The sequence below is a fragment of the Streptomyces sp. HUAS 15-9 genome, from assembly GCF_025642155.1.
In the GTDB taxonomy this organism is placed as follows: Bacteria; Actinomycetota; Actinomycetes; order Streptomycetales; family Streptomycetaceae; genus Streptomyces.
The window spans coordinates 6,645,763-6,665,407 of the sequence record NZ_CP106798.1; the positions used below are offsets into that span (position 1 = coordinate 6,645,763).

The window sequence follows — 19,645 nt, forward strand, 5'->3', positions numbered from 1 at the left end:
CGGGCGGACCGGAGGAACGACGTCCATGAAGGACCTGACCGGCAAGATCGCACTCGTCACGGGCGGCGCCCGCAATGTGGGCAAGGCCATCGCGGCCACCCTCGCCGACCATGGCGCCCACGTCCTCGTCAACTACTTCCACTCGCACGAGCAGGCCAAGGAGACGCAGCGCGAACTGCGCGCCCGCGGCGCCCAGGTGGACCTGCTCCGCGCCTCCGTGGCCCGCCCCGAGCAGGTCGACCGGATGTTCGCCGAGATCGATGAGCGGTTCGGGCGGCTCGACATCCTCGTCAACAACGCGGCCGACGGCGCGCTCGTCCCCGGCCCCGAGGTCACCGACGCCCATCTGGACAAGGCCCTCGACACCAACCTCAAGGGCGGCCTGCGCTGCGCCCGGGCGGCCGCCCCGCTGATGCGACGGGCCGGCGGCGGTTCCATCGTGAACATATCCGCCCTCGGCGGCTCACAGCTCGTCATGGCGAACTACCTGGCCTGCGCACCCGCGAAGGCCGCGGTCGAGGCTGCCGCCCGCTACCTGGCCGTCGAGTTCGCGCCCTTCGGCATCCGGGTGAACACCGCTTCGGCGGCGATGCTGGTCAGCGAGGTCGCCGACGCCTTCCCCGACGCCGAGGCGATGCAGGCAGCCGTCGCGGCGAGCACACCGCTCGGACGCCTGGGCACGCCCGAGGAGTTCGGCGAGCTCGTCGCCTTCCTCGCCTCCGACCGGGCCCGCTGGATCACCGGCCAGGTGGTCCTGGCCGACGGGGGCCTGTCCCTGGGCGCACCGCTGCTGTCGCCGCCCGCGACCGCACCTGCCGATCTTGTGGCGCCGGAGGCGGTCAGCGCCGGGATCGCCGGCACGGGTGCGGGGGCTACGGCCATGGGGGCGACGGTGCAGGCTGCGCCGCCCGCGACCGCACCTGCCGCCCCTGTGGCGCCGGAGGCAGTCAGCGCCGACACCGCCCGCACGGGCGCGGCGGCTACGGTCGTCGGGGCGACGGCGGCTGCGGCCACGCGGGCCGCGGAGAGGGTGGAGGCTGCGCCGCCTGCGACCGCATCCGCCGCGTCGCTGCCCGTCCCCCTCGCCTCGGCGGAGGCGGACGCGGGTAGTCCCGAGGATGACGAGATCGCCGTCGTCGGCATGGGGCTCGTCGTCAGTGGTGCCGACAGTCCCGAGGCGTTCTGGCGCCTGCGCACCACCGGCCGTGAGCTGTTCATCGAGGTGCCCGAGGACCGGTGGGACCGGGCCCGGTTCTCGTCGCCCGATCGGTCCGCCGAGGACAAGTCCTACCAGGACACCTGCGTGTTCATCACGGACTTCGAGCCGGGCCGCGCCGTACTCGACGGGCTGTCCCAGTCACCGGACGAGACCGAGCTGACCACCCTGTGGCTGCGGCACTCGCTGGTCCAGGCCCTGGACGGGGTGCGCGTCGGCGACACCGACCGCTTCTCCTTCCACGTGGGCTACACCGCCGACGGCAGCCAGCACCTGGAGGAGGCGGGCGTCCTGCACGCCGTCCGGCATCTCACCGCGGACATCGCCGCCGGCCCGGACTTCACGCAGGAGGCACGCGCCCGCATCGTCGGCCGCGTCGACAAGGTCCTGTCCGGCCGCTACCACCGGGGTGCCACCGACGCGCCGCGGTTCCTGCCGCACCAGGTGGGCCGTACCGCGATGGCGGGCATCCTGCCGGACGACACCCAGCTCCAGATGGTCGACACGGCCTGCTCCTCCTCGCTGTACGCCATCGACATCGGCATCAAGGGCCTGCTGATGGGCAAGCAGGACATCGCGGTGTGCGGCGGCGCCTTCGCGCTGGCTCCCCGCGGGACCGTGCTGTTCTCCAAGCTCAAGGGCCTGTCCCAGCGGGGCGCGGTGCACGCGCTGGACGCCGAGGCGGACGGCGTGATCTTCGCCGACGGCGCCGGTGTCGTCGTACTGAAGCGGCTCAGCCGGGCCAGGGCCGACGGGGACCGCGTGCTGGGCGTGCTCAAGGCGTTCGGGTCCTCCTCGGACGGCAAGGGCAAGGCGATCTACGCACCCAGCTCCACCGGGCAGAACCTGGCCGTGGAGCGGGCCCTTGCGGCCGGCGGTCTCGACGGGGCCGAGGTCGACTGGATCAACGCCCACGCCACCGGAACCCCGGCTGGTGACCTCGCGGAGTTCACCACGCTCCGGGAGCACTACGGCAACACCCGCTCCACCGCCGTCACCTCCAACAAGTCGCTGATCGGACACACCGGTTGGGCCGCGGGAGTGGTCTCGCTCATCGAGTCGGTCCTCGCGCTGCAGGGGGAGACCATCCCCGGCCAGTACCGGTTCTCCTCCGCCCCCAAGACGTTCGAACTGGACCGCACCCGGCTTGAGATCTCCGGCGGCCCGCGGCCCTGGCCCGCCGTCCCCGGCCGGGCGCGCACGGCGGCGGTCTCCGGCTTCGGGTTCGGCGGCACCAACGCGCACCTGATCCTCACGGAGGAGACGGAGGAGACGCAGGAGACGCACGAGTCGGAGGGCCTTGACGTCGAGCAGACGGAGCGTCGTACCGCCGCCGCGGCCCGGGCCGGGACCGACCGCATCGCGGTGGTGGGCTGGTCGGCCAAGCTGCCCGGGGTCGAGGACCGTGACCAGGTCCTGCAGTGGCTCTCCGGTGACCAGGACATCGAGCGGAGCTTCGGCGAGCAGTATCCGGCGCCGCCGTTCCAGCAGGTGCGGATGCCCCCGGCCACCGTACGGACCATCGACCGCTGCCAGTTGATGATCCTGGCCTGCGCCCACGACCTGCGCGACCAGCTGGGCGACTTCTGGCAGCGGCACACCGGGCGCACCGGTGTCGTCGTCGGCCACATGGGTCCCACCCGCGCCGCCATGCTCTACGCCAACCGCTGCTACCTCGACGACATCGAGCACGCCCTGCGCCAGGACCCCGAACTCGCCGGCACCCCGCAGCTCACGCCGCTGCTGGAGGGGCTGCGTGAACGGGTCCGCTCCCTGGTTCCGCCGTCGACCGAGGACTCCTTCCCGGGGATGATGCCCAACATCATCTCGGCCCGCGTCGCCAACTACTTCGACCTCAAGGGCCCGAACATCACCGTGGACGCGGGACTCGCCTCCACCGTGACGGCGTTCGCGACGGCCGTCCGCTATCTGCGCGGCGGCGAGCTGGACTTCGTGCTCGCGGGCGGCATCAACGGCAACAGCCTGCCCGAACTCCAGGGTCTGCTCAGCGATGTCTTCGAGGAGCCGGTGGAACCGGCCGAGGGCGCCTTCCTGTTCGGGCTCACCACGGAGCGCGCCGCCAGGGAGGCCGGACTGCGCATCCTCGGCATCGTCGACGAGGCCGATGTACGCGGCGCCGGTGCCGGTGAGACGGCACCGAATGTCCTCGACTGCGGCTCGCGCGGCGGTTACGGCCACTACCTCGGCGCCGCGGGCGGGCCGCAGATCCTGCGCGCCCTCCAGCGGACCGGCACCACCACCCGCATCCACTGCCGGGAGAACGGCCACGACATGGCCACCCATCTCGTCGTCTTTGCCGGAGACGCGGTGCGGGACCCGCAGGGCCCCGGCCCCGTGCAGACCGAGGCCGTGAGCAATGCCGTGACCGAGGCTGCGACCAACGCCCCGACCACTGCCTCCGCCGACCTGGTCGAGCGGTACGCCGTCACACTCACCCCGGCACCCGCGGCACCCCGCGGCCCGGTGCCCGCGGCGGTGCCCGACGGTGCGCTGATCCTCACCGACCGGCCCGACCTCGCCGAGCGCCTCGCCCGACGGGCCCGGGACTGCACGGTGTTCAGCACCACGCCCGTCACGGGCGAGCGGCCCGCGGTACGGCAGGTGACGAGCGACCCCGAGAGCGTGCGCGCGGCCCTGGACTCGCTGGGCCGCCCGGTACGCCATGTCCTCCTGGTCACCGACCTGATCGCGTCCGCGCCGCCGCGCACCGCGCTCACCGCGGACCACCTCGGTCTGACCGCCCTGCACGACCTGGCCTTCCTCGTCGTACAGCAGCGCTACGCCGACCTCGGCGAGTCGCCGGCCTCCGTGGTGTTCGCCCTGCTCGGCGCCGAGCCGCAGGGCACCGCCCACCCGCTCGCCGGACTTTTCACCGGCCTGCTGAAGTGCGTGCGCCTGGAACGCCCCGACGCCGACTGCTTCGCCCTGCTGACCGCCACCGGCGACCCGGACGCCGCGGCGGAGCTGATCGCGGCCGAACGCGCCTGCGAGCGCCCCTTCCCGGTCGTCCACCGCGACGGGGAACAGCGCCGGGTGCCCACCCTCACCGCACGGCCGGCCACCACTGCGGACCGCCCGGCCCCGCTGGACCGGGAGTCCGTGGTGGTCGCCCTCGGCGGGGCCCGCGGCATCACCGCCGAACTCCTCACGGCGGTCGCCGAGCGGTACGGCAGCCGTATCTACGCGCTGGGCAGCAACCCGGTCGACAGCTACCCGGCCGCTGCCTTCGAGGGCACGGACGAGGAGTTCGCGGCCACCCGGGCCCGGTACATCCGCGAGCAGCTCACGGCCGGCGGCCGCACCGTCGCCGAGATCAACAGGAGCTTCGACCGCATGGCCGACGCGCGAGCCGCCCGGCGGAACCTGGACCGTATGGCCCGGCACAGTGGTGCGGGGCGGGTGACGTACCTGCACTGCGACGCGCGGGAAGAGGAGTCGGTGCGCCGTGCCCTCGACACCGTCCACGCCGCGCACGGCCGGATCGATCTGCTCGTCAACGCGCCCGGCCTGAACCGCTCGGCGCTGATCCAGGACAAGGACTTCGACGAGTTCCGGCGCATCCGTGACCTCAAGCTGGTCGCGCATCGCCACCTGCACCGCGCGCTCGCCGGACGTCCGCCGCGCCTGTGGTGCGACTTCGGGTCCCTGCTGGGCTACTTCGGGCAGCGCGGCGAGCCGGACTACGCGTCCGGCAACGACTACCTGGCCACAGCCGCCGCCTACGCCGCCAAGGCGACCGGCAGCGACGAGTTCGTCATCGGCTGGACCCTCTGGGACGAGGTCGGGATGGGCGCCGACGAGCTGACCCGCGAGTACTTCAAGCGGGCGGGCTCCTACAGCCACATGCCGGTCGCCGAGGGCATCCGGCACTTCCTGGCCGAACTGGGCACCGCCGACCGCACCCCCTCGCTCGTGCACATGGGGGCGGCGGAACGGGCCACGGTGGAGTCGTTCTACCCCGGTTATCTCGCCGTGGGGCAACCGGCGGTCGCCGCCGCACTGCAGTCCCCGGCCGCCCCCACCGCCCCCGCCCGTGGCCGGTTCTATCTGCGCCGTACGACGCCGCCGGACACCGGCGACCGCGACGGCACCCTGAGCTTCGAGTGCCCCTTCGACCTGGACACCGACGGCTACCTCACCGGGCACCTGGTGCGCGGAGTACCCACGCTGCCCGGCACCTTCGTCACCGAGATCGCGGCCGAGGCCGCCCTCGCCCTCGTACCGGACGGCTGCGTGGTCGCCTTCGAGGATCTGCGCTTCCTGCACTTCCTCCAGGTCCGGGAGGGCGTCTCGCAGGCGCCCAAGCGGATCACGGCCCGCATCACCGACCGGGTCGGCGACCTGACCACCGTGGAGGTCTCCGTCACCCATGATGTGATCGCCCCGTCCGGAGTGCTGCTGGTGTCGGACAAACCGCACTTCACCGTGCGGGTCCTGGTCGCCGGCGCCTTCCCCACGGCGCCCAAGTGGCAGCGGTGGGACGACGAGGACGAGCAGCCCGTCGTGGACCCGTACCACGTGCCGTCGGCTCCGGTCCTGCTGAGCGGGCCCTTCCGGGCCACCACCGACACCCGGCGCCACCGGCTGGGCGCCCGTTCGGTGTTCCGGCCGGAGCTGGACCCGGCCACCGGCCCCTGGCGGCAGTTCCTGATGCCGACCGTGCTGCTGGACGCCCTGGCGCGGACCGGGGTGCTGGACCCGGTGGACGGGCTCGTCCCGGTCGCCGCCCCGCTGTCCGTCCGCCGCATCGATCTGTACCAGAGCGCCAACGACCTGGAACTGGCGCAGACCCACGGAGCGCTGGACCTGTACGTCACCCAGCCCGGGTTCTCGGCCGCGCCCCGGTCCGGCAACCGGTTCGTCGCCGTCGCCCCCGGCGGGCACGTCGTCGCCCAGATGAAGGACCTGGACGCCACCGTGATCGGGTACCTCGACCCGGACACCGGCGAGGTGCGTCCGCCCGCGCAGGGGCCGGCCGGGAACGCACCGGGGTCGGCAGGGACAAGGGGGCGTACCGCATGACCACGCATGTGGACCTCCCGGTCCTCGACGACCGCACCGGGGACCGGCCGGCGTCCGCCGTCGACGACGGAGCCGACCCCATGACCCGTCCGGTGCGCCGCATGCTGTGGCGGCTCGCCCCCGCCCCGGCCCCCGACAGCCCCCGCGACCTCGGCGGCCGGCAAGTGCTCGTCCTGGGCGGCACCCCGGACGACGCGGAGCGGGTGCGCGGCGAACTGCGCGCCCGGGGGCGACCGTGCTGCCCGGCGCTTCGGCCGCCGCCGGCCCGGTGCCCGACACCGTGGTCGACCTGACGCTCGCCGAGCGGTTCTCGGCCGACGCCGGCAGCGGCCGGTGGCGTACGGCACTGCTGCGCACCTTCGACGCGCTGCGCCACTGCTACGCCGAGTGGAGCCAGGAGACCTCCGCGCGGCGGCTCACCTACCTCGCTGTCACGTACCAGGGCGGCGGCATGGGGTACCACCCCGACGACGACATCGCCCAGCCGCTCGGCGGGCTGTGGGCCGGCCTGGCCAAGACGCTGCACCGGGAGCTGCCCAACTGCCGGGTCCGGATCCTCGACATCGCCCTCGACGCGCGCGTCGGCCTGCCCGAGCTGGTCGGCGACGAGCTGGGCCGCCCGGGCCTGAGCGAGATCGGGCACCGGGACGGACTGCGCTGGACCCTGACGCCGGACGCCGTACCGGCGGGGCCGCCTGCCGTGCGCCTCGGCCCGGACGACACCGTGCTGATCAGCGGCGGCAGCCGGGGCATCGGCATGGCGCTGGCCCGGCGGCTGTGCGCCGAGTTCGGGCCGCGGGTGGTGGTGACCGGACGTGGGCGGCTGCCCGCCGAGGACACCTGGGACGACCACACCCCCGAGCGGCTCGCCGAGCACCGGGCCGCGCTGTGGGCCACGCACCGGCAGGGGCGCGCCGTGGCCGACATCCGCCGCGACATCGGGCGCGCTGAGAGCACCTGGGAACTCGTCGGCCATCTGCGCTCCGCCCGCGCCGAGGGACTGCGCCTGGACTACCGGCAGTGCGACTTCACCGACACCGACCAGGTGCGGGAGCTCGTCGCCGAACTGCCCGGCCTGACCGTCGTGGTGCACAACGCGGGCGTGGACCGGCCGACCCGGCTGCCCAACAAGTCCGACGACGACGTGGTCGCCGTGGTCGCGACGAAGGTCGACTCCTTCGTCCACCTGGTACGGGCCGTGCGCGACCGGCCGCTGAAGCTGCTGTGCACCGTCGGCTCGCTCACCGGGCGGCTCGGCGGCATGGTCGGCCAGTTCGACTACGCGGCCGCCAACGAGTGCCTGGCCCGCCTGGGCCTGTGGGCCGGGCGGCAGCTGCCGTACCCGGTGATGACGCTGGCCTGGCCGACCTGGGCCCGGCTGGGGCTGATCTCCAACTTCGAGGCCAGCCTGCGCTACATGGCGGCGCTCGATGTCTTCGAGGGACTGGACCACTGGCAGGCGGAGCTGCTCGCGGGCAGCCGCGGCGAGATCACCTTCGTCGGTCCGCTGGGCCGCGCGCTGGACCCGGTGCAGGCCGTCGGCTACCCGGTGCCGCCCTCCCTGCCCGGTTACGCCGAGACCTACCCGAAGGTCTTCCACCTGGGCGAACCGGAGGTGTTCCAGCCGCACGAACGCCTCTGCTGCATGGTCACGTTCGACCCCGCGACGAGCCCGGCGATCGGCGACTTCACCGTCCACGGCGCGCCCGCCGTGCCCCTCGGCATGCTGCTGGAGAGCGCCGTGCGCGGCGCGGAGTGGGTGACCCCCGCCGACCTGCCCGACCACGCCCTGCACGCGGTGGAGGGCCTGCGCGTCCCGTGGAGCGTGCTGCGCTGTGCGGATGGCGGCGGGCCGCTGCGGCTGCGCCGGGACATCCGGGCGCGGCAGAGCCCGGACGGCCGCTGGCAGGTGGACGTCACCTTCCGCAGGGCGGGGCCGGCCGGGGCCACGACGGCGGGGGAGACGGGCGCGGACGACGTGGACACCGCGCGTCTGCGGCTGGTCTTCGGCGCACCGGCGGCGCGGCGGCCGCCGCCGCACAGGACGCCGCGACCCCGCGCGAACGCCCGTCGGCCGAGGGCGGCGCCGACGCCGCCCGCACCACCCTGCTCACCGCCACGCCCGTGCTCCATTGGCACGGAGTGGTGGTGCCGGTGGCGCGCTGGCGCCCCGACGGCCGGCACCGGATCGTCGCCGAGGCGGGCCGCTGCACGGCACCCGACCTGTGGGTGGTGCCGCAGCCGCCCGCGTGCCTGGTGCCGGTCGCCGCGGTCGAGAACATCGTTCGCGCGGTCACCGAACGCACCCCCGGACTGTCCGTCACCCACGAACCGCTGACGATCCGTCACCTCTCCTTCCCGGCGGCCGACGCACCTGTCGGCGGACCAGTCCGGCTCGAAGGAGACCCGGCACTCGGTGTCTGGCGTGCGCGGCACGCGGACACCGGTCAGACCGTGGTCCGCGTCCGCGGACTCGCGGCCAACCGCATCTGATCCCTCTGATCCCTCTGACCTCTCTGATCCCAGGAGTTCACGACATGAGCGACACCAAGCCCGTCAGCGCCAACCGCAAGCTGCTGGAGCACTACTACGAGGAGTGCCTGAACAAGGGCAACCTCGATGCCGTCTACGAAAAGGCCATCCCGGAACACATCAGCCACGGCACCCGCGCCGACGGCTTCGAGGGCGTGGAGCACCTCAAGGAGTGGGTCCGCATCCAGCGCGCCTCCTTCCCCGACCTGCACGTCGTCGTCGACGAATGGATCGAGGAGGGTGACAAGGTCGTCCAGCGGTTCACCGCCCGCGGCAGCCACTCCGGCGAGGACTACTACGGCATCCCGGCCAGCGGCCGGAAGATCGAGATCTCCGGGATCGTCATCGACCACTTCGTCAACGGCAAGATCGTCGAGAGCTGGTTCTCGATGGACGGCATGGAACTCGCCCAGCAGCTGGGCGCGCTGGGCTGACCCGGGCGCGGAGCCGGCCCACGGCTCCGCCCGCCGACCCGGACGGCCGGGGGCGTTCCCGTCGATGCCCGCCCCCGGCCGTCCGTGACCACCCTCTTCGCGCGGCCGGCACACCCGATCCGTACGCATGAGGCCCCAGGAATCCGTACGTATGAGGCCCCCAGGAAGGGGAAGGCACGATGACACAGCGCTCGACCGCCCTCGTCACCGGGTGTTCGTCGGGGATCGGACGGGCCACCGCCCTGCGCCTGCACGCCGCCGGCCATCGGGTGTACGCCACCGCCAGGAAGCCCGAGACGCTCGACGAACTGGCCGCGCGCGGCCTGCGCACCCTGGCCCTCGACGTCACCGACCCGGAGTCCGCCAAGGCCGCGGTCGAGGCCGTCGAGGCCGAGCACGGCGCGGTGGACGTCCTCGTCAACAACGCCGGATACGGGCTGTCCGGGACCTTCGAGGAGACCCCGCTGGAGCAGGTGCGCGATCAGTTCGAGACCAACGTCTTCGGCCTGGTCCGGCTCACCCAGCTGGTGCTGCCCGGCATGCGCGCCCGCGGCCGCGGCACCGTCGTCAACGTCTCCTCCATCTTCGGGCGGTACGCGGCCCCGGGCGGCGGCTACTACCACGCGAGCAAGCACGCCGTCGAAGCCCTAAGCGACGCACTCCGGCTGGAGGTGGCGACCTTCGGCATCAAGGTCGTCCTCGTCGAACCCGGACCCGTGCGCACCCCCTGGGGACAGCGGTTCATGGACCACATCCCGGAGGGAACGGCTCGCGCCGGATCCCCGTACCGCCGCTTCCACGAACGGACCGCGGCCTACTACGACGCCATCTACAACGGCACCCGCCGCACGCTCGCCGGCACGTTCGCCATCGAGGCCGAGCAGGTGGCCGGCACCATCGTCCGGGCCGTCGGGTCCCGCTCCCCGCGCTCGCGCTATCCCGTCGGCTTCCTGGCCGCGAGCACCTTCGCGCTGCGTCGGCTGACCCCGGACCGGATCTTCGACAACGCGTTCATACGGCGGCAGTTCCCGGTCCCGTGAGCGGCGTGACTGCCATGAGCGGCATCAGCGGACCCGGCAGCTCCCCAGGCGAACCAACGAGGTGACGAGAGACATGACCACCCTGGCACCGACCCCCGCGACCGCCCCGCGCGGCGCGGTCGCCCCCGGCCCACGGGGTGTACCCCTGCTGGGCAACCTGCCCCAGTGGAAGTCCGACACCGCCCAGTTCCTGCTGCGCGCCCAGCGTGACCACGGAGAGGTGGCCCGGCTGCGCCTCGGCCCGTACACGGTGCACCTGGTGACGGCTCCCGACGCCGTGGGACGGGTCCTGAAGGAGAACAGCGCCAACTACACGCGCGGCGTCCTCTACGAACAGTTCCGGCTCGTCATGGGCAACGGGCTGCTCACCACCGACGGCGACTACTGGAAGGCCCACCGGCGCGCTGTCCAGCCGGTCTTCCTGCGCAAGGCGGTCGCCGCCATCGGCCCCAACGTGGTGCGCGCCACCCGGGAGATGCTCGACGACTGGGAGGTCCGCGCCCGCCGCGGCGAACCCGTCGACCTGGTCACCGAGACCCTGCGCCTGACCCTCGTCACACTCAGCCGCTCGCTGTTCGGCTACGACATCCGGCCCGCCACGCCGATCCTGAAGGACATCGTCGACAACGTGATCGAAGTGATGTTCAAGCACGGCTCGGTCGCGGAGATGCTGCCCGCCTGGGTGCCGACCCGGCGCAACCGGCTCATCGCCCGCGACCGGCGGATCTTCACCCGGCTCGTCACCGAGATCCGCGACAACCACGCGGCCACCGGTCAGGGGCCGCTGATGGAGCTCATCGAGGCGGCCACCGACCCGGCCACCGGCGCGCGCTGGACCGACGACGAGATCCGCGACGAGATGCTCACCATCTATCTCGCGGGACACGAGACCACCGCCGTCGCCCTGCTGTGGACGCTGGTCTCCCTCGCCAACCACCCGTCCGTCACCGAGGAACTCGACGACGAGCTCGCCCGGGTGCTGGGCGACGCCGAGCCCACACCCGAGGACGTGGAGCGGCTGCCGTACACCGGTCAGGTCGTCGACGAGAGCCTGCGGATGTACCCGCCGATCTGGATCTACCCCCGGGACGCCGTCGCCGACGACGAGCTGGGCGGCTTCCACATCCCCGGCGGCTCCTCCGTCCTGCTCTCGCCCCTGGTCTCCCACCGCAACCCCCGCTACTGGGACAACCCCGAGGCCTTCGACCCGCACCGCTTCGATCCGGACCGGGTCAAGGAGCGGCCCAGGATGACCTACTTCCCCTTCGGTGCCGGCGCGCGCATGTGCATCGGGAACTTCATGGCCCTGCTGGAACTCCGGATGATCACGGCGATGATCCACCAGCGGTTCCGGCTGCGGCTGGTGCCCGGCGACTTCCTGCGCTACGGCGACACCTCCATCTCGCTGCGCCCGATGACCCAAGTGCTCGCCCTTCCCGAGCCGCGCGAGGCGGGAGTCCGGACATGACCACCGCCACCGACCCGTCGCCCGCCGCCGCCCGGACGGCCGACGTCGACTCCGCCCTGGCGGCCGCCCGCCGCGCCCAGCCCGGCTGGGACGCGCTCGGCTTCGCCGGGCGGCGCAGGATCCTCGAGGCCTGGTGCGCGCTGATCCTGCGCCGCTCGGACGAACTGGTCGACCTCATCCGCGCCGAGACCGGCAAGACGGCCGACGACGCCCGTCTCGAAGTCGTCCTCGTCGCCGCCCACCTGCGCTGGACCGCCGCCCACGCCGCCCGTGTCCTCGGCCGGCGCAGGGTCTCGCCCGGCCTGCTGATGTTCAACCATGCGGTCGAGGTGGCCCACCGGCCGCTCGGGGTCGTCGGCGTCATCGGCCCCTGGAACTACCCCGCGTTCATCCCCGTCGGCCCTGTCTCGGCGGCCCTGGCCGGTGGCAACACCGTGGTGCTGAAGCCCAGTGAGCTGACCCCCCGCACCGGCGAGTGGCTCGCGGCCACCCTCGCCGAGGTCACCGGCGACATCCGGGTGCTGCACGTCGTCACCGGCGACGGGGCGGCGGGGGAGGCGCTGTGCCGGGCCGCCGTCGACAAGATCTCCTTCACCGGCTCCAGCGCCACCGGACGCCGGGTCATGGCGGCCTGCGCCGACAATCTGACGCCGGTGGTGATCGAGGGCGGCGGCAAGGACGCCATGGTCGTCGCCGCGGACGCCGACCTCGACGCCGCCGCCGACGCCGCGGTCTGGGCGGCGATGACCAACGCGGGGCAGACCTGCGTCGGACTGGAACGTGTCTACGTCGTCGACGCCGTCGCCGACCGCTTCCTGGACCTGGTCACCGAGCGCGCCGCCGCCCTCCGCGTCGGCGACGGGCCCGAGGCCGACCTCGGTCGTATCGTGCTGCCCCGGCAACTGGACGTCATCGCCGGACATGTGCGCGACGCGCTGGCCCGCGGCGCCCGCGCCGTCCTCGGCGGTCCGCAGTCCGTCACCTCGCCTTACGTCGCCCCGATCATCCTCGCCGACGTACCGGAGGACTCGGCCGCCGTCACCGAGGAGACGTTCGGGCCGGTGCTCGTCGTGAACCGGGTGGCCTCCGTGGAGGAGGCCGTGGAACGCGCCAACGCCGGCGGCTACGGACTGGGAGCCTCCGTCTTCACCCGCGACCGGAGCCGCGGCCGCAGCGTCGCCGCCCGGCTGCGGGCCGGCATGGTGTCCGTCAACGCCGTGATCGCCTTCGCCGGGATGCCCGCCGTCCCCTTCGGCGGGGTCGGCGACTCCGGCTTCGGCCGGGTCCACGGCCCGGACGGGCTGCGCGAGTTCACCCGCACCCAGGCCGTCACCAGCCAGCGGTTCCGGCCGCTGATGCAGCCCACGTCCTTCCGCCGGCGCCCGGGGACGATGCCGACCCTGGTGCGCATGGTGCGCACCCTCTACGGCCGGTGAGGGCGCCCTCGGCCACCCCGCGCCGACGGCCCCGTGCACCCGCCCCGAAAGGAGCACGCAGAACGTGACCACCACCCTGACCACCGGTCTTGCCCGGCTCGCCGACCACGCCTCGCGAGCCCATCCCTACGACCTCCTGCGGGAGTTGCGGGAGGCGTCCCCCTTCACCGACCCCGCCGGCGGCATCGTCGTCGTCGGCCGGCGAGCCGACTGCGAGACCGTGCTGCGCAGCCCCCGGGTCAGCAGCGACCGGCTGGGCGCCGGGATCACCAAGGTGCCCCAGCAGCCCAACCTGATGAACCTGGACGCGCCGGACCACACCCGGCTGCGCAGGCTCGCCGGAAAGGCGTTCAAGCCGCGCGTCATCGAACGCTGGCGGCCCCGGATCGAGGCCATCGTGCGCGAACTGCTCGCGGACATCGCCGCGAGCGGCGCCGACGGCGTGGACATGGTCTCCGCCTTCGCCTACCCGCTGCCCGTCCGGGTGATCTGCGAGATGCTCGGTGTGCCCCGGGAGGACCACCCGGTGTTCGAGAAGTGGGCGCACTCCATCGCCTTCACGATCGACCCGCAGCTGGTCCCCGGTGAGCTGACCACCGAGGTCGAGCGGAACGTCGACGAGGCCCGCGCCGGCTTCGTCGGCTACTTCTCCCGGCTGATCGAGGAACGCAAGCGGGAACCGCGCGCCGACATCCTGTCCGAGCTGATCGCCGCCGAGGAGGGCGGCGACCATCTGGGCGAACGGGACCTGATCCTCACCTGCGTCCTGCTGCTGGTCGCCGGCCACGAGACCACCGCCAACCTGATCCTCAACGGCCTCCTCGGCCTGCTGCGCCACCCCGACCAGCTTCGGCTGCTGCGCGAGCGGCCCGAACTGGCCGAGGCCGCGGTGGAGGAGGTGCTGCGGTACGACGCCCCGACCCAGATGGTCACCCGGATCGCACGGGAGCCGTTCACCCTGGGCGAGCACGAAGTGGCCGCCGGGCAGCCGCTGTTGCTGCTGCTGGCCGCCGCGAACCGGGACCCCGCGCAGCACCGCGACGCGGACCGGTTCGACATCACCCGGGGCGATCCGGGACACCTGGGCTTCGCCGCCGGACCGCACTTCTGCCTCGGCTCCGTGCTGGCCCGCATGGAGGGCGCCATCGCGCTCAACGCCTTCGCGCAGGCCCTCGTCGAGCCGCGGCTGGACGAGGCGTCGCTGCGCTACCGGCCGCATGTGGCCGTACGCGGCCCTGACCATCTGCGGATCACCTTCCAGGGCGTCCGGCTGGACACGCTGCCCGCCGCCGCCACGGTCCGGGAGAGCGAGGTCGGACATGGCTGAGTCGCAGTGGGAGGTGACCGTCGATCCCGCGCGGTGCGTCGGCTCGGGCGTGTGCGTGGCCGTGGCGGCCGGCCACTTCGCGGTGCGCGACCGCCGGTCCCACGCGGTACAACCCGTCACCGGACCCGACGACGCGGTGCTGGACGCCGCCGAGACCTGCCCCATGGAGGCCATCCTGGTCCGGGAGGCCGGCTCCGGCACCCTGCTCGCCCCGGTGGAATGACCGTGACCGGGGCGGTCGGGCCGGGCGACCTCGTCACGGTGACCCATCGGCCGCACCCGCTCGTCGGCCGGCGGCTGCTGGTGCGCGCGGTACGCGACGGGAGTGCCGAGAGCCTCCTGTGCGAGCGCCCCGGCGGAGGGCTGGTGACCGTCCTGCGGTCCTGGACGGACCGGGCACCGGGCGCCCGGCCCGTCCAGGACGGCGAGCCCCGCCGTGAGGCGGGCACCCGGATCGCCGTCGGCGGCGCCTTTCAGGTCTCCGACACCGCCCTGCACCGCCTGCGCGCCTCGCTGGCGCTGTCGGTGGAACGCTTCGTCGGTCTGGACACCGTGAGAGGTCTGGACACCGTGAAATCCTGTGCTGCCGCGGTAATTCCGCGATCGTCGCTACGGCATTTCTCGACAGGCGAGAAATCGGAGCCCGTTTCTCGCCCCGTGAGAAAAGGCGGAAGGGCTGCGGGGAGAATCGATTGACGCATTCTCAGGACGTCTTGCTACGCTTCCGGAACTGAGTTTTTCGGTCGGGGGACCAGTCGGCAGCGAGAACGAGATCGCCCCGTGATTCTCCCCGACTCTTGGGAGTTGCACGCATGACGAAAATGCCTGCCGCCCTCCGTCGAGGGAGCTACGGGAAACTGCTCCTCGGTATGGAGTGGGACCCCTTACTGGGGCGCGCGGCCGTGGTGCACCTGATCAGCGGGGCCTCGTTCTCCACTTTCTGGAGTTACGCCGGCGTCTGGGCGATCAAGGCATTGGGCGCGACCACCGGTCAGGTGGGCCTGATGTTTCTCCTCAGCGCCGTCCTCAGCCCGCCCGCGGCCTGGCTGGGCGGCTTCGTCTCCGACGCGGTGGGCCGCCGCAGCGTGCTGGTGGCCAGTACCGGCGTCCAGTCCCTGCTCATCGTCTGTCTGTGCCTCACCGGACACAGCGCGGCCTGGGGTATCGCCCTGGTCGTCCTGGCCGGGGTGGTGTGGGCACCGGGACGCTCCGCCGTCAACGCCATCGTCGCGGACATCGTCCCTCCGGAACGCCAGGGCCAGGCGTACGCGGCCCTGCGCACCGCCAACAACCTCGGTGTGGTCGTCGGCCCGCCGCTGGCCTCGCTGTTCCTGTTCCTCGGTGACTGGACGGCGTTTCTGCTCGGCATCGCCCTGCTCGGCGGCCTCACCTGCGCGCTCGCCGTCCGGCTCCTGCCGCGCGACCGGGCCCGCGCCCACCGCGGCGGCAACGCCGCACAGACCGCGCGCGTGGTGCTGACGGACGGGTCCCTTCTTCTCCTGCTGGTGGCGACACTCCTCGGCTTCATGGTCTACATGTCGTTCGAGACGGTGCTGCCGGTCGTCGCGGTCACGTCGTTCGGGTTCGCCCCCGAGACCTGGGGCCTGCTGTACGCCATGAATCCCGTGGTGGTGCTGCTCTTCCAGATGCACCTGACCCGCTGGACGCGGGACTGGCCGGCGTCGCTCACGCTGAGTCTCGGGGTCCTGCTGATGGGGCCGCCGTTCCTGCTCTTCCTGATCTCCCATCACATCGTGGCCGTGGTCCTGGTGATGCTCGTCTTCGCCTTCGGCGAGATGCTCTGGGTACCCACCATGCAGGCCACCGTCGCCCGCCTGGCGCCGCCCCACATGCACGGTGCCTACCTCGGCGGCTACACCAGCAGCCAGTTGCTCGCCTGGATGATCGCTCCGCTCACCGGGCTGCGCCTGGAGGAGTCCTTCGGGGACCACGCCATCTGGCTCTTCGCCACCGCGCTGTCCGCCGTGAGCGTCGTGGCCGGACTGGCGGCCGTCCGCCTCAGGCACCGCAGCGCGCCGGACCAGCGCACCCCCGACGTGCCGGAGCCCGTCCACCCCGACCCCTCACCGGAAAGAGCCTCGTGAGCCACGAACCGCGCGCCGTCAGCTGGACGGGCGACGCCCTGTCCCTCATCGACCAGACGACCCTGCCCACTACCCTGCGGCGTCTGGACATCCGTGACGTGGACGCGCTGATCGACGCGATCCTCCGGCTCGCCGTACGCGGCGCACCCGCCATCGGCGCGGCCGGCGCCTACGGTGTCGCGCTGGCCGTGGCGCAGGCCCGCCGGGAGAACTGGACCGAGGGCGAACTGGCCGACGCCGTCGCCCGCCTGCGTGCCGCTCGCCCCACCGCGGTGAACCTCGCCGTCTGCGTGGACCGGGCCGCCGCGCGGATACCGCAGGGACCGGACGCCGTACTGGCCGAGGCCGACGCGATCGTCCGCGAGGACCTGGCGGCCAACCGGGCCATGGCCGCGGCCGGCGCCGACTGGCTGGTCGAGCGGGTGGCCGCCGGCCGGCCGCTGCGGATCCTCACCCACTGCAACACCGGCGCGCTCGCCACCGCGGGCATCGGCACCGCGCTCGGCGTCATCCGGGAACTGCACGGACGGGGGCTGCTCGAGACGGTGTACGTCGACGAGACGCGTCCCCTGCTGCAGGGAGCGCGGCTGACGGCGTGGGAGCTGGCCCAGGAGGGCATCGCGCACAAGGTGCAGGCGGACGCGGCGGCCGCGGCCACTGTCGTCGGCGGGCTGGTCGACGCCGCGATCGTCGGCGCGGACCGGATCACCCGCAACGGTGACACCGCCAACAAGACGGGCACCCTGGCCATAGCCCTCGCCTGCGCCTACACGGGCGTGCCCTTCATGGTCGCCGCGCCCACCAGCACGGTGGACCTCACGACGGCCACGGGCGCCTCCATCCCCATCGAGCAACGCGCGGAGGAGGAAGTACTGAACCTCATAGCGGGCGGCATCACCGCCCCGGACGGCACCCGGACCCACGCCCACAACCCGGCCTTCGACGTCACCCCCGGCACCCTGATCACCGCCCTGACATCGGAACGAGGCGTCCTGGAGGTCTCGTCGGGCCAGCTGCCGGGGGACCACTGGGCCTGACCCCGCGGCCCCCGTCTCGGCCGGGTTGCCCGCCCCTCTACCGCCCCCGCTCCTGCGCCAGCTCCAGTTCGAGCAGCCACTCGACGACCTCCGTGTGGCGGCGGGCCTCCCGGAGATCCGTGCCCCAGGTGTACAAGCCGTGGCCCGCCACGACGACCGCCGGTACCCGCGGGTTCAGGGCGGCCTCCAGGCGGTCGCCGAGGGTGCGCATGTCCTGGGAGTTGGCGATCACCGGCAGGACGACCTCTTCGTCATGGGCGGCGCGGCCGATGCCCTTGAGCATCTCCAGGTCCCGGAACGCGATGCCCCCTGGACGCCGGTGGCCCATCGCCACGGAGGCGACGGTGTGCACATGGACAACGGCGCCGGCGCCGGTCAGCCGTACCACCCGGGCGTGCAGGGCCGCCTCCGCGGACGGCTTCCCGGCGGCCGCGGTGCCCTCCACGGCGCCGCCCTCCTCGTCGACCAGCACGGTGTCCTTCGGACCCAGCTCTCCCTTGTCCAGGCCGCTCGCGGTGACCAGCAGGCGCAGGGGGTCCCGGCCGGTGACCACCGACAGGTTCCCGGAGGTTCCCCGCATCCACCCGAGCGCCGCGAACCGGGCCGCCTCCGCGACCAGCGTCCTGCCCCAACCCGCCGTCTCCGGCGTACCGGTGGCCGTGGCTCCCGTCATGACATTCCCTTCGTGAGGACGAGGTCGATCTCGGTGAACGAGCGGGCCGCGGGGTGGACCGTACGGCCCGTCGCCTGCCGCGGTTCCTGAGGCCGGACCAGGGCGCCGGTCAGCCATCCCGCCTCCCGTGCCGCGTCCAGTTCGCTCGCCCTGTCGGACAGGAACAAGGTGTCCGCGGCCGGTACCCCGGTCGCGGCGGCGATGGCCCGGTAGGACGCGGACGCCGTCTTGGGCCCGGCGTTGCGGGTGTCGAAGAAGCCGCTGACCAGCCTTCGCAGATCTCCCTCCGCGGTGTGCCCGAACCAGGAGCGCTGGGCGGACACCGAGCCGGAGGAGTAGACGTACAGCTGTGTTCCTCGTTCGTGCCAGCGCCGCAGGGCGGGTACGACGTCGGGGTAGAAGTGCGCCGTGAGCTCGCCGCGCGCGAAGCCCTCCGCCCAGATGATGCCCTGCAGCGTCTTGAGCGGTGTGACCTTCCGGTCCTCGTCCAGCCAGTCGTCGAGGGCACGCTCGACCCGCCGCGCGTCCGCCTCCGGCTCGCCCAGCAGTTCGCGGACCTGCTCGACGGCGGCCCGGACCTCCGGCTCGTCCTGCCGCTCGGTGAGCAGCCGCGCGAACCGCCGCCGGGAGTACGGGTACAGGACGTCGGTGACATGGCGCGTCGCGCTGGTGGTGCCTTCGATGTCCAGCACCACGGCCGCCGCCCGGAAGCGGAGCGTCACGCGCGCCCCCCGGTGCGGCCGGCCTGAAGCGCGTCGAAGTCGGGGAAGCGCCCGGCGATGTCGCTGCCGGTGAACGTGCCGATCCAGCCGTCCTCCTCGTGGAAGAAGCGGATCGCGGTGAACGAGGGCCGGGTGCCCATGTCGAACCAGTGCGTCGTCCCCTTCGGCACGCCCAGCAGATCGCCCTTCTCGCAGTACACGGCGTGCACCACACCGTCGGCGTGCAGATAGAAGACGCCGGCTCCGGAGACGAACAGGCGGACCTCGTCGTCGTCCTCGTGGGTGTGCTCGGCGAGGAACTTCTCCCGGGCCGCGCGGGCCCGGTCCGCCCAGTCCGGGGTGCCGTCGGGATGCAGCGACACCACGTCGACGGTGACGAACCCCTCCCGGGCGGTGAGAGCCTCCACCGCGTCGGCGTACGCGGCGAGCACGCCCTCCGGTTCGGCGCCGGGCGGCAGGTCGTCCTGTACCGGCCACTGCTCGTAGTCGACGCCGAGCGGAGCCAGCGCGGCCCTGATCTCCTGTGGATCAAAGGTGCGGCGCAGAACGGTCTCCGGGCCGGAATCGGGCCAAGTGGTCAGCAGCGTCATCAGAACTCCATCCGCAAAGAAG

General features: G+C 72.9%; 15 protein-coding genes. 12 read left to right on the forward strand and 3 right to left on the reverse strand.

Annotated features, from left to right (window positions below):
- The first annotated feature begins 25 nt into the window (after positions 1 to 25).
- The 12 genes from N8I87_RS30640 to mtnA all read left to right on the forward strand — a co-directional run bounded on the left by N8I87_RS30640 (position 26) and on the right by mtnA (position 17,638).
- Positions 26 to 6,259, forward strand: coding sequence for an SDR family oxidoreductase (locus N8I87_RS30640; RefSeq protein ID WP_263213580.1), 6,234 nt, complete (start codon positions 26 to 28; stop codon positions 6,257 to 6,259).
- Entirely contained in the window at positions 6,256 to 6,552 is a 297-nt protein-coding gene (locus N8I87_RS30645; protein WP_263213581.1) for a hypothetical protein, read from the forward strand. Before N8I87_RS30640 ends, N8I87_RS30645 begins: the two co-directional genes overlap by 4 nt.
- Complete coding sequence (locus N8I87_RS30650; protein ID WP_263213582.1) at positions 6,495 to 8,597, forward strand: SDR family NAD(P)-dependent oxidoreductase; 2,103 nt, start codon at positions 6,495 to 6,497, stop codon at positions 8,595 to 8,597. Before N8I87_RS30645 ends, N8I87_RS30650 begins: the two co-directional genes overlap by 58 nt.
- A gap of 199 nt (positions 8,598 to 8,796) precedes the next feature.
- Entirely contained in the window at positions 8,797 to 9,225 is a 429-nt protein-coding gene (locus N8I87_RS30655) for an ester cyclase (RefSeq protein WP_263213584.1), read from the forward strand.
- A gap of 179 nt (positions 9,226 to 9,404) precedes the next feature.
- Positions 9,405 to 10,265: an oxidoreductase gene (locus N8I87_RS30660; protein ID WP_263213585.1), complete on the forward strand. Its 861-nt coding sequence runs from the start codon at positions 9,405 to 9,407 to the stop codon at positions 10,263 to 10,265.
- 73 nt (positions 10,266 to 10,338) lie between these two features.
- Positions 10,339 to 11,733, forward strand: coding sequence for a cytochrome P450 (locus tag N8I87_RS30665; protein WP_263213586.1), 1,395 nt, complete (start codon positions 10,339 to 10,341; stop codon positions 11,731 to 11,733).
- Entirely contained in the window at positions 11,730 to 13,169 is a 1,440-nt protein-coding gene (locus N8I87_RS30670; RefSeq protein WP_263213587.1) for an aldehyde dehydrogenase family protein, read from the forward strand. The genes N8I87_RS30665 and N8I87_RS30670 overlap by 4 nt, the downstream gene beginning before the upstream one ends.
- Before the next feature lie 64 nt (positions 13,170 to 13,233).
- Complete coding sequence (locus N8I87_RS30675) at positions 13,234 to 14,496, forward strand: cytochrome P450 (protein WP_263213588.1); 1,263 nt, start codon at positions 13,234 to 13,236, stop codon at positions 14,494 to 14,496.
- A complete protein-coding gene (locus N8I87_RS30680; RefSeq protein WP_263213589.1) occupies positions 14,489 to 14,719 on the forward strand; it encodes a ferredoxin in 231 nt (76 codons plus the stop codon). Before N8I87_RS30675 ends, N8I87_RS30680 begins: the two co-directional genes overlap by 8 nt.
- A 2-nt stretch (positions 14,720 to 14,721) precedes the next feature.
- Positions 14,722 to 15,192, forward strand: a complete 471-nt coding sequence (locus N8I87_RS30685; protein WP_263213590.1) for a Y4bD/Y4pK family protein — start codon at positions 14,722 to 14,724, stop codon at positions 15,190 to 15,192.
- A gap of 116 nt (positions 15,193 to 15,308) precedes the next feature.
- Positions 15,309 to 16,601, forward strand: a complete 1,293-nt coding sequence (locus N8I87_RS30690; RefSeq protein WP_263213592.1) for an MFS transporter — start codon at positions 15,309 to 15,311, stop codon at positions 16,599 to 16,601.
- Positions 16,598 to 17,638 (forward strand): S-methyl-5-thioribose-1-phosphate isomerase, encoded by a 1,041-nt coding sequence (gene mtnA / locus N8I87_RS30695; RefSeq protein WP_263213593.1) that lies wholly within the window; start codon positions 16,598 to 16,600, stop codon positions 17,636 to 17,638. Before N8I87_RS30690 ends, mtnA begins: the two co-directional genes overlap by 4 nt.
- A gap of 37 nt (positions 17,639 to 17,675) precedes the next feature.
- On the opposite strand, the gene mtnB is transcribed toward mtnA, so the two are convergent.
- The 3 genes from mtnB to N8I87_RS30710 are packed head-to-tail and all read right to left on the reverse strand — an operon-like array spanning position 17,676 to position 19,623.
- Positions 17,676 to 18,311: a methylthioribulose 1-phosphate dehydratase gene (gene mtnB, locus N8I87_RS30700; protein WP_263213595.1), complete on the reverse strand. Its 636-nt coding sequence runs from the start codon at positions 18,309 to 18,311 to the stop codon at positions 17,676 to 17,678.
- Entirely contained in the window at positions 18,308 to 19,033 is a 726-nt protein-coding gene (gene mtnC, locus N8I87_RS30705; protein ID WP_263213596.1) for an acireductone synthase, read from the reverse strand. The genes mtnB and mtnC overlap by 4 nt, the downstream gene beginning before the upstream one ends.
- Positions 19,030 to 19,623 (reverse strand): 1,2-dihydroxy-3-keto-5-methylthiopentene dioxygenase, encoded by a 594-nt coding sequence (locus tag N8I87_RS30710; RefSeq protein ID WP_263213597.1) that lies wholly within the window; start codon positions 19,621 to 19,623, stop codon positions 19,030 to 19,032. Before N8I87_RS30710 ends, mtnC begins: the two co-directional genes overlap by 4 nt.
- Positions 19,624 to 19,645: the final 22 nt, after the last annotated feature.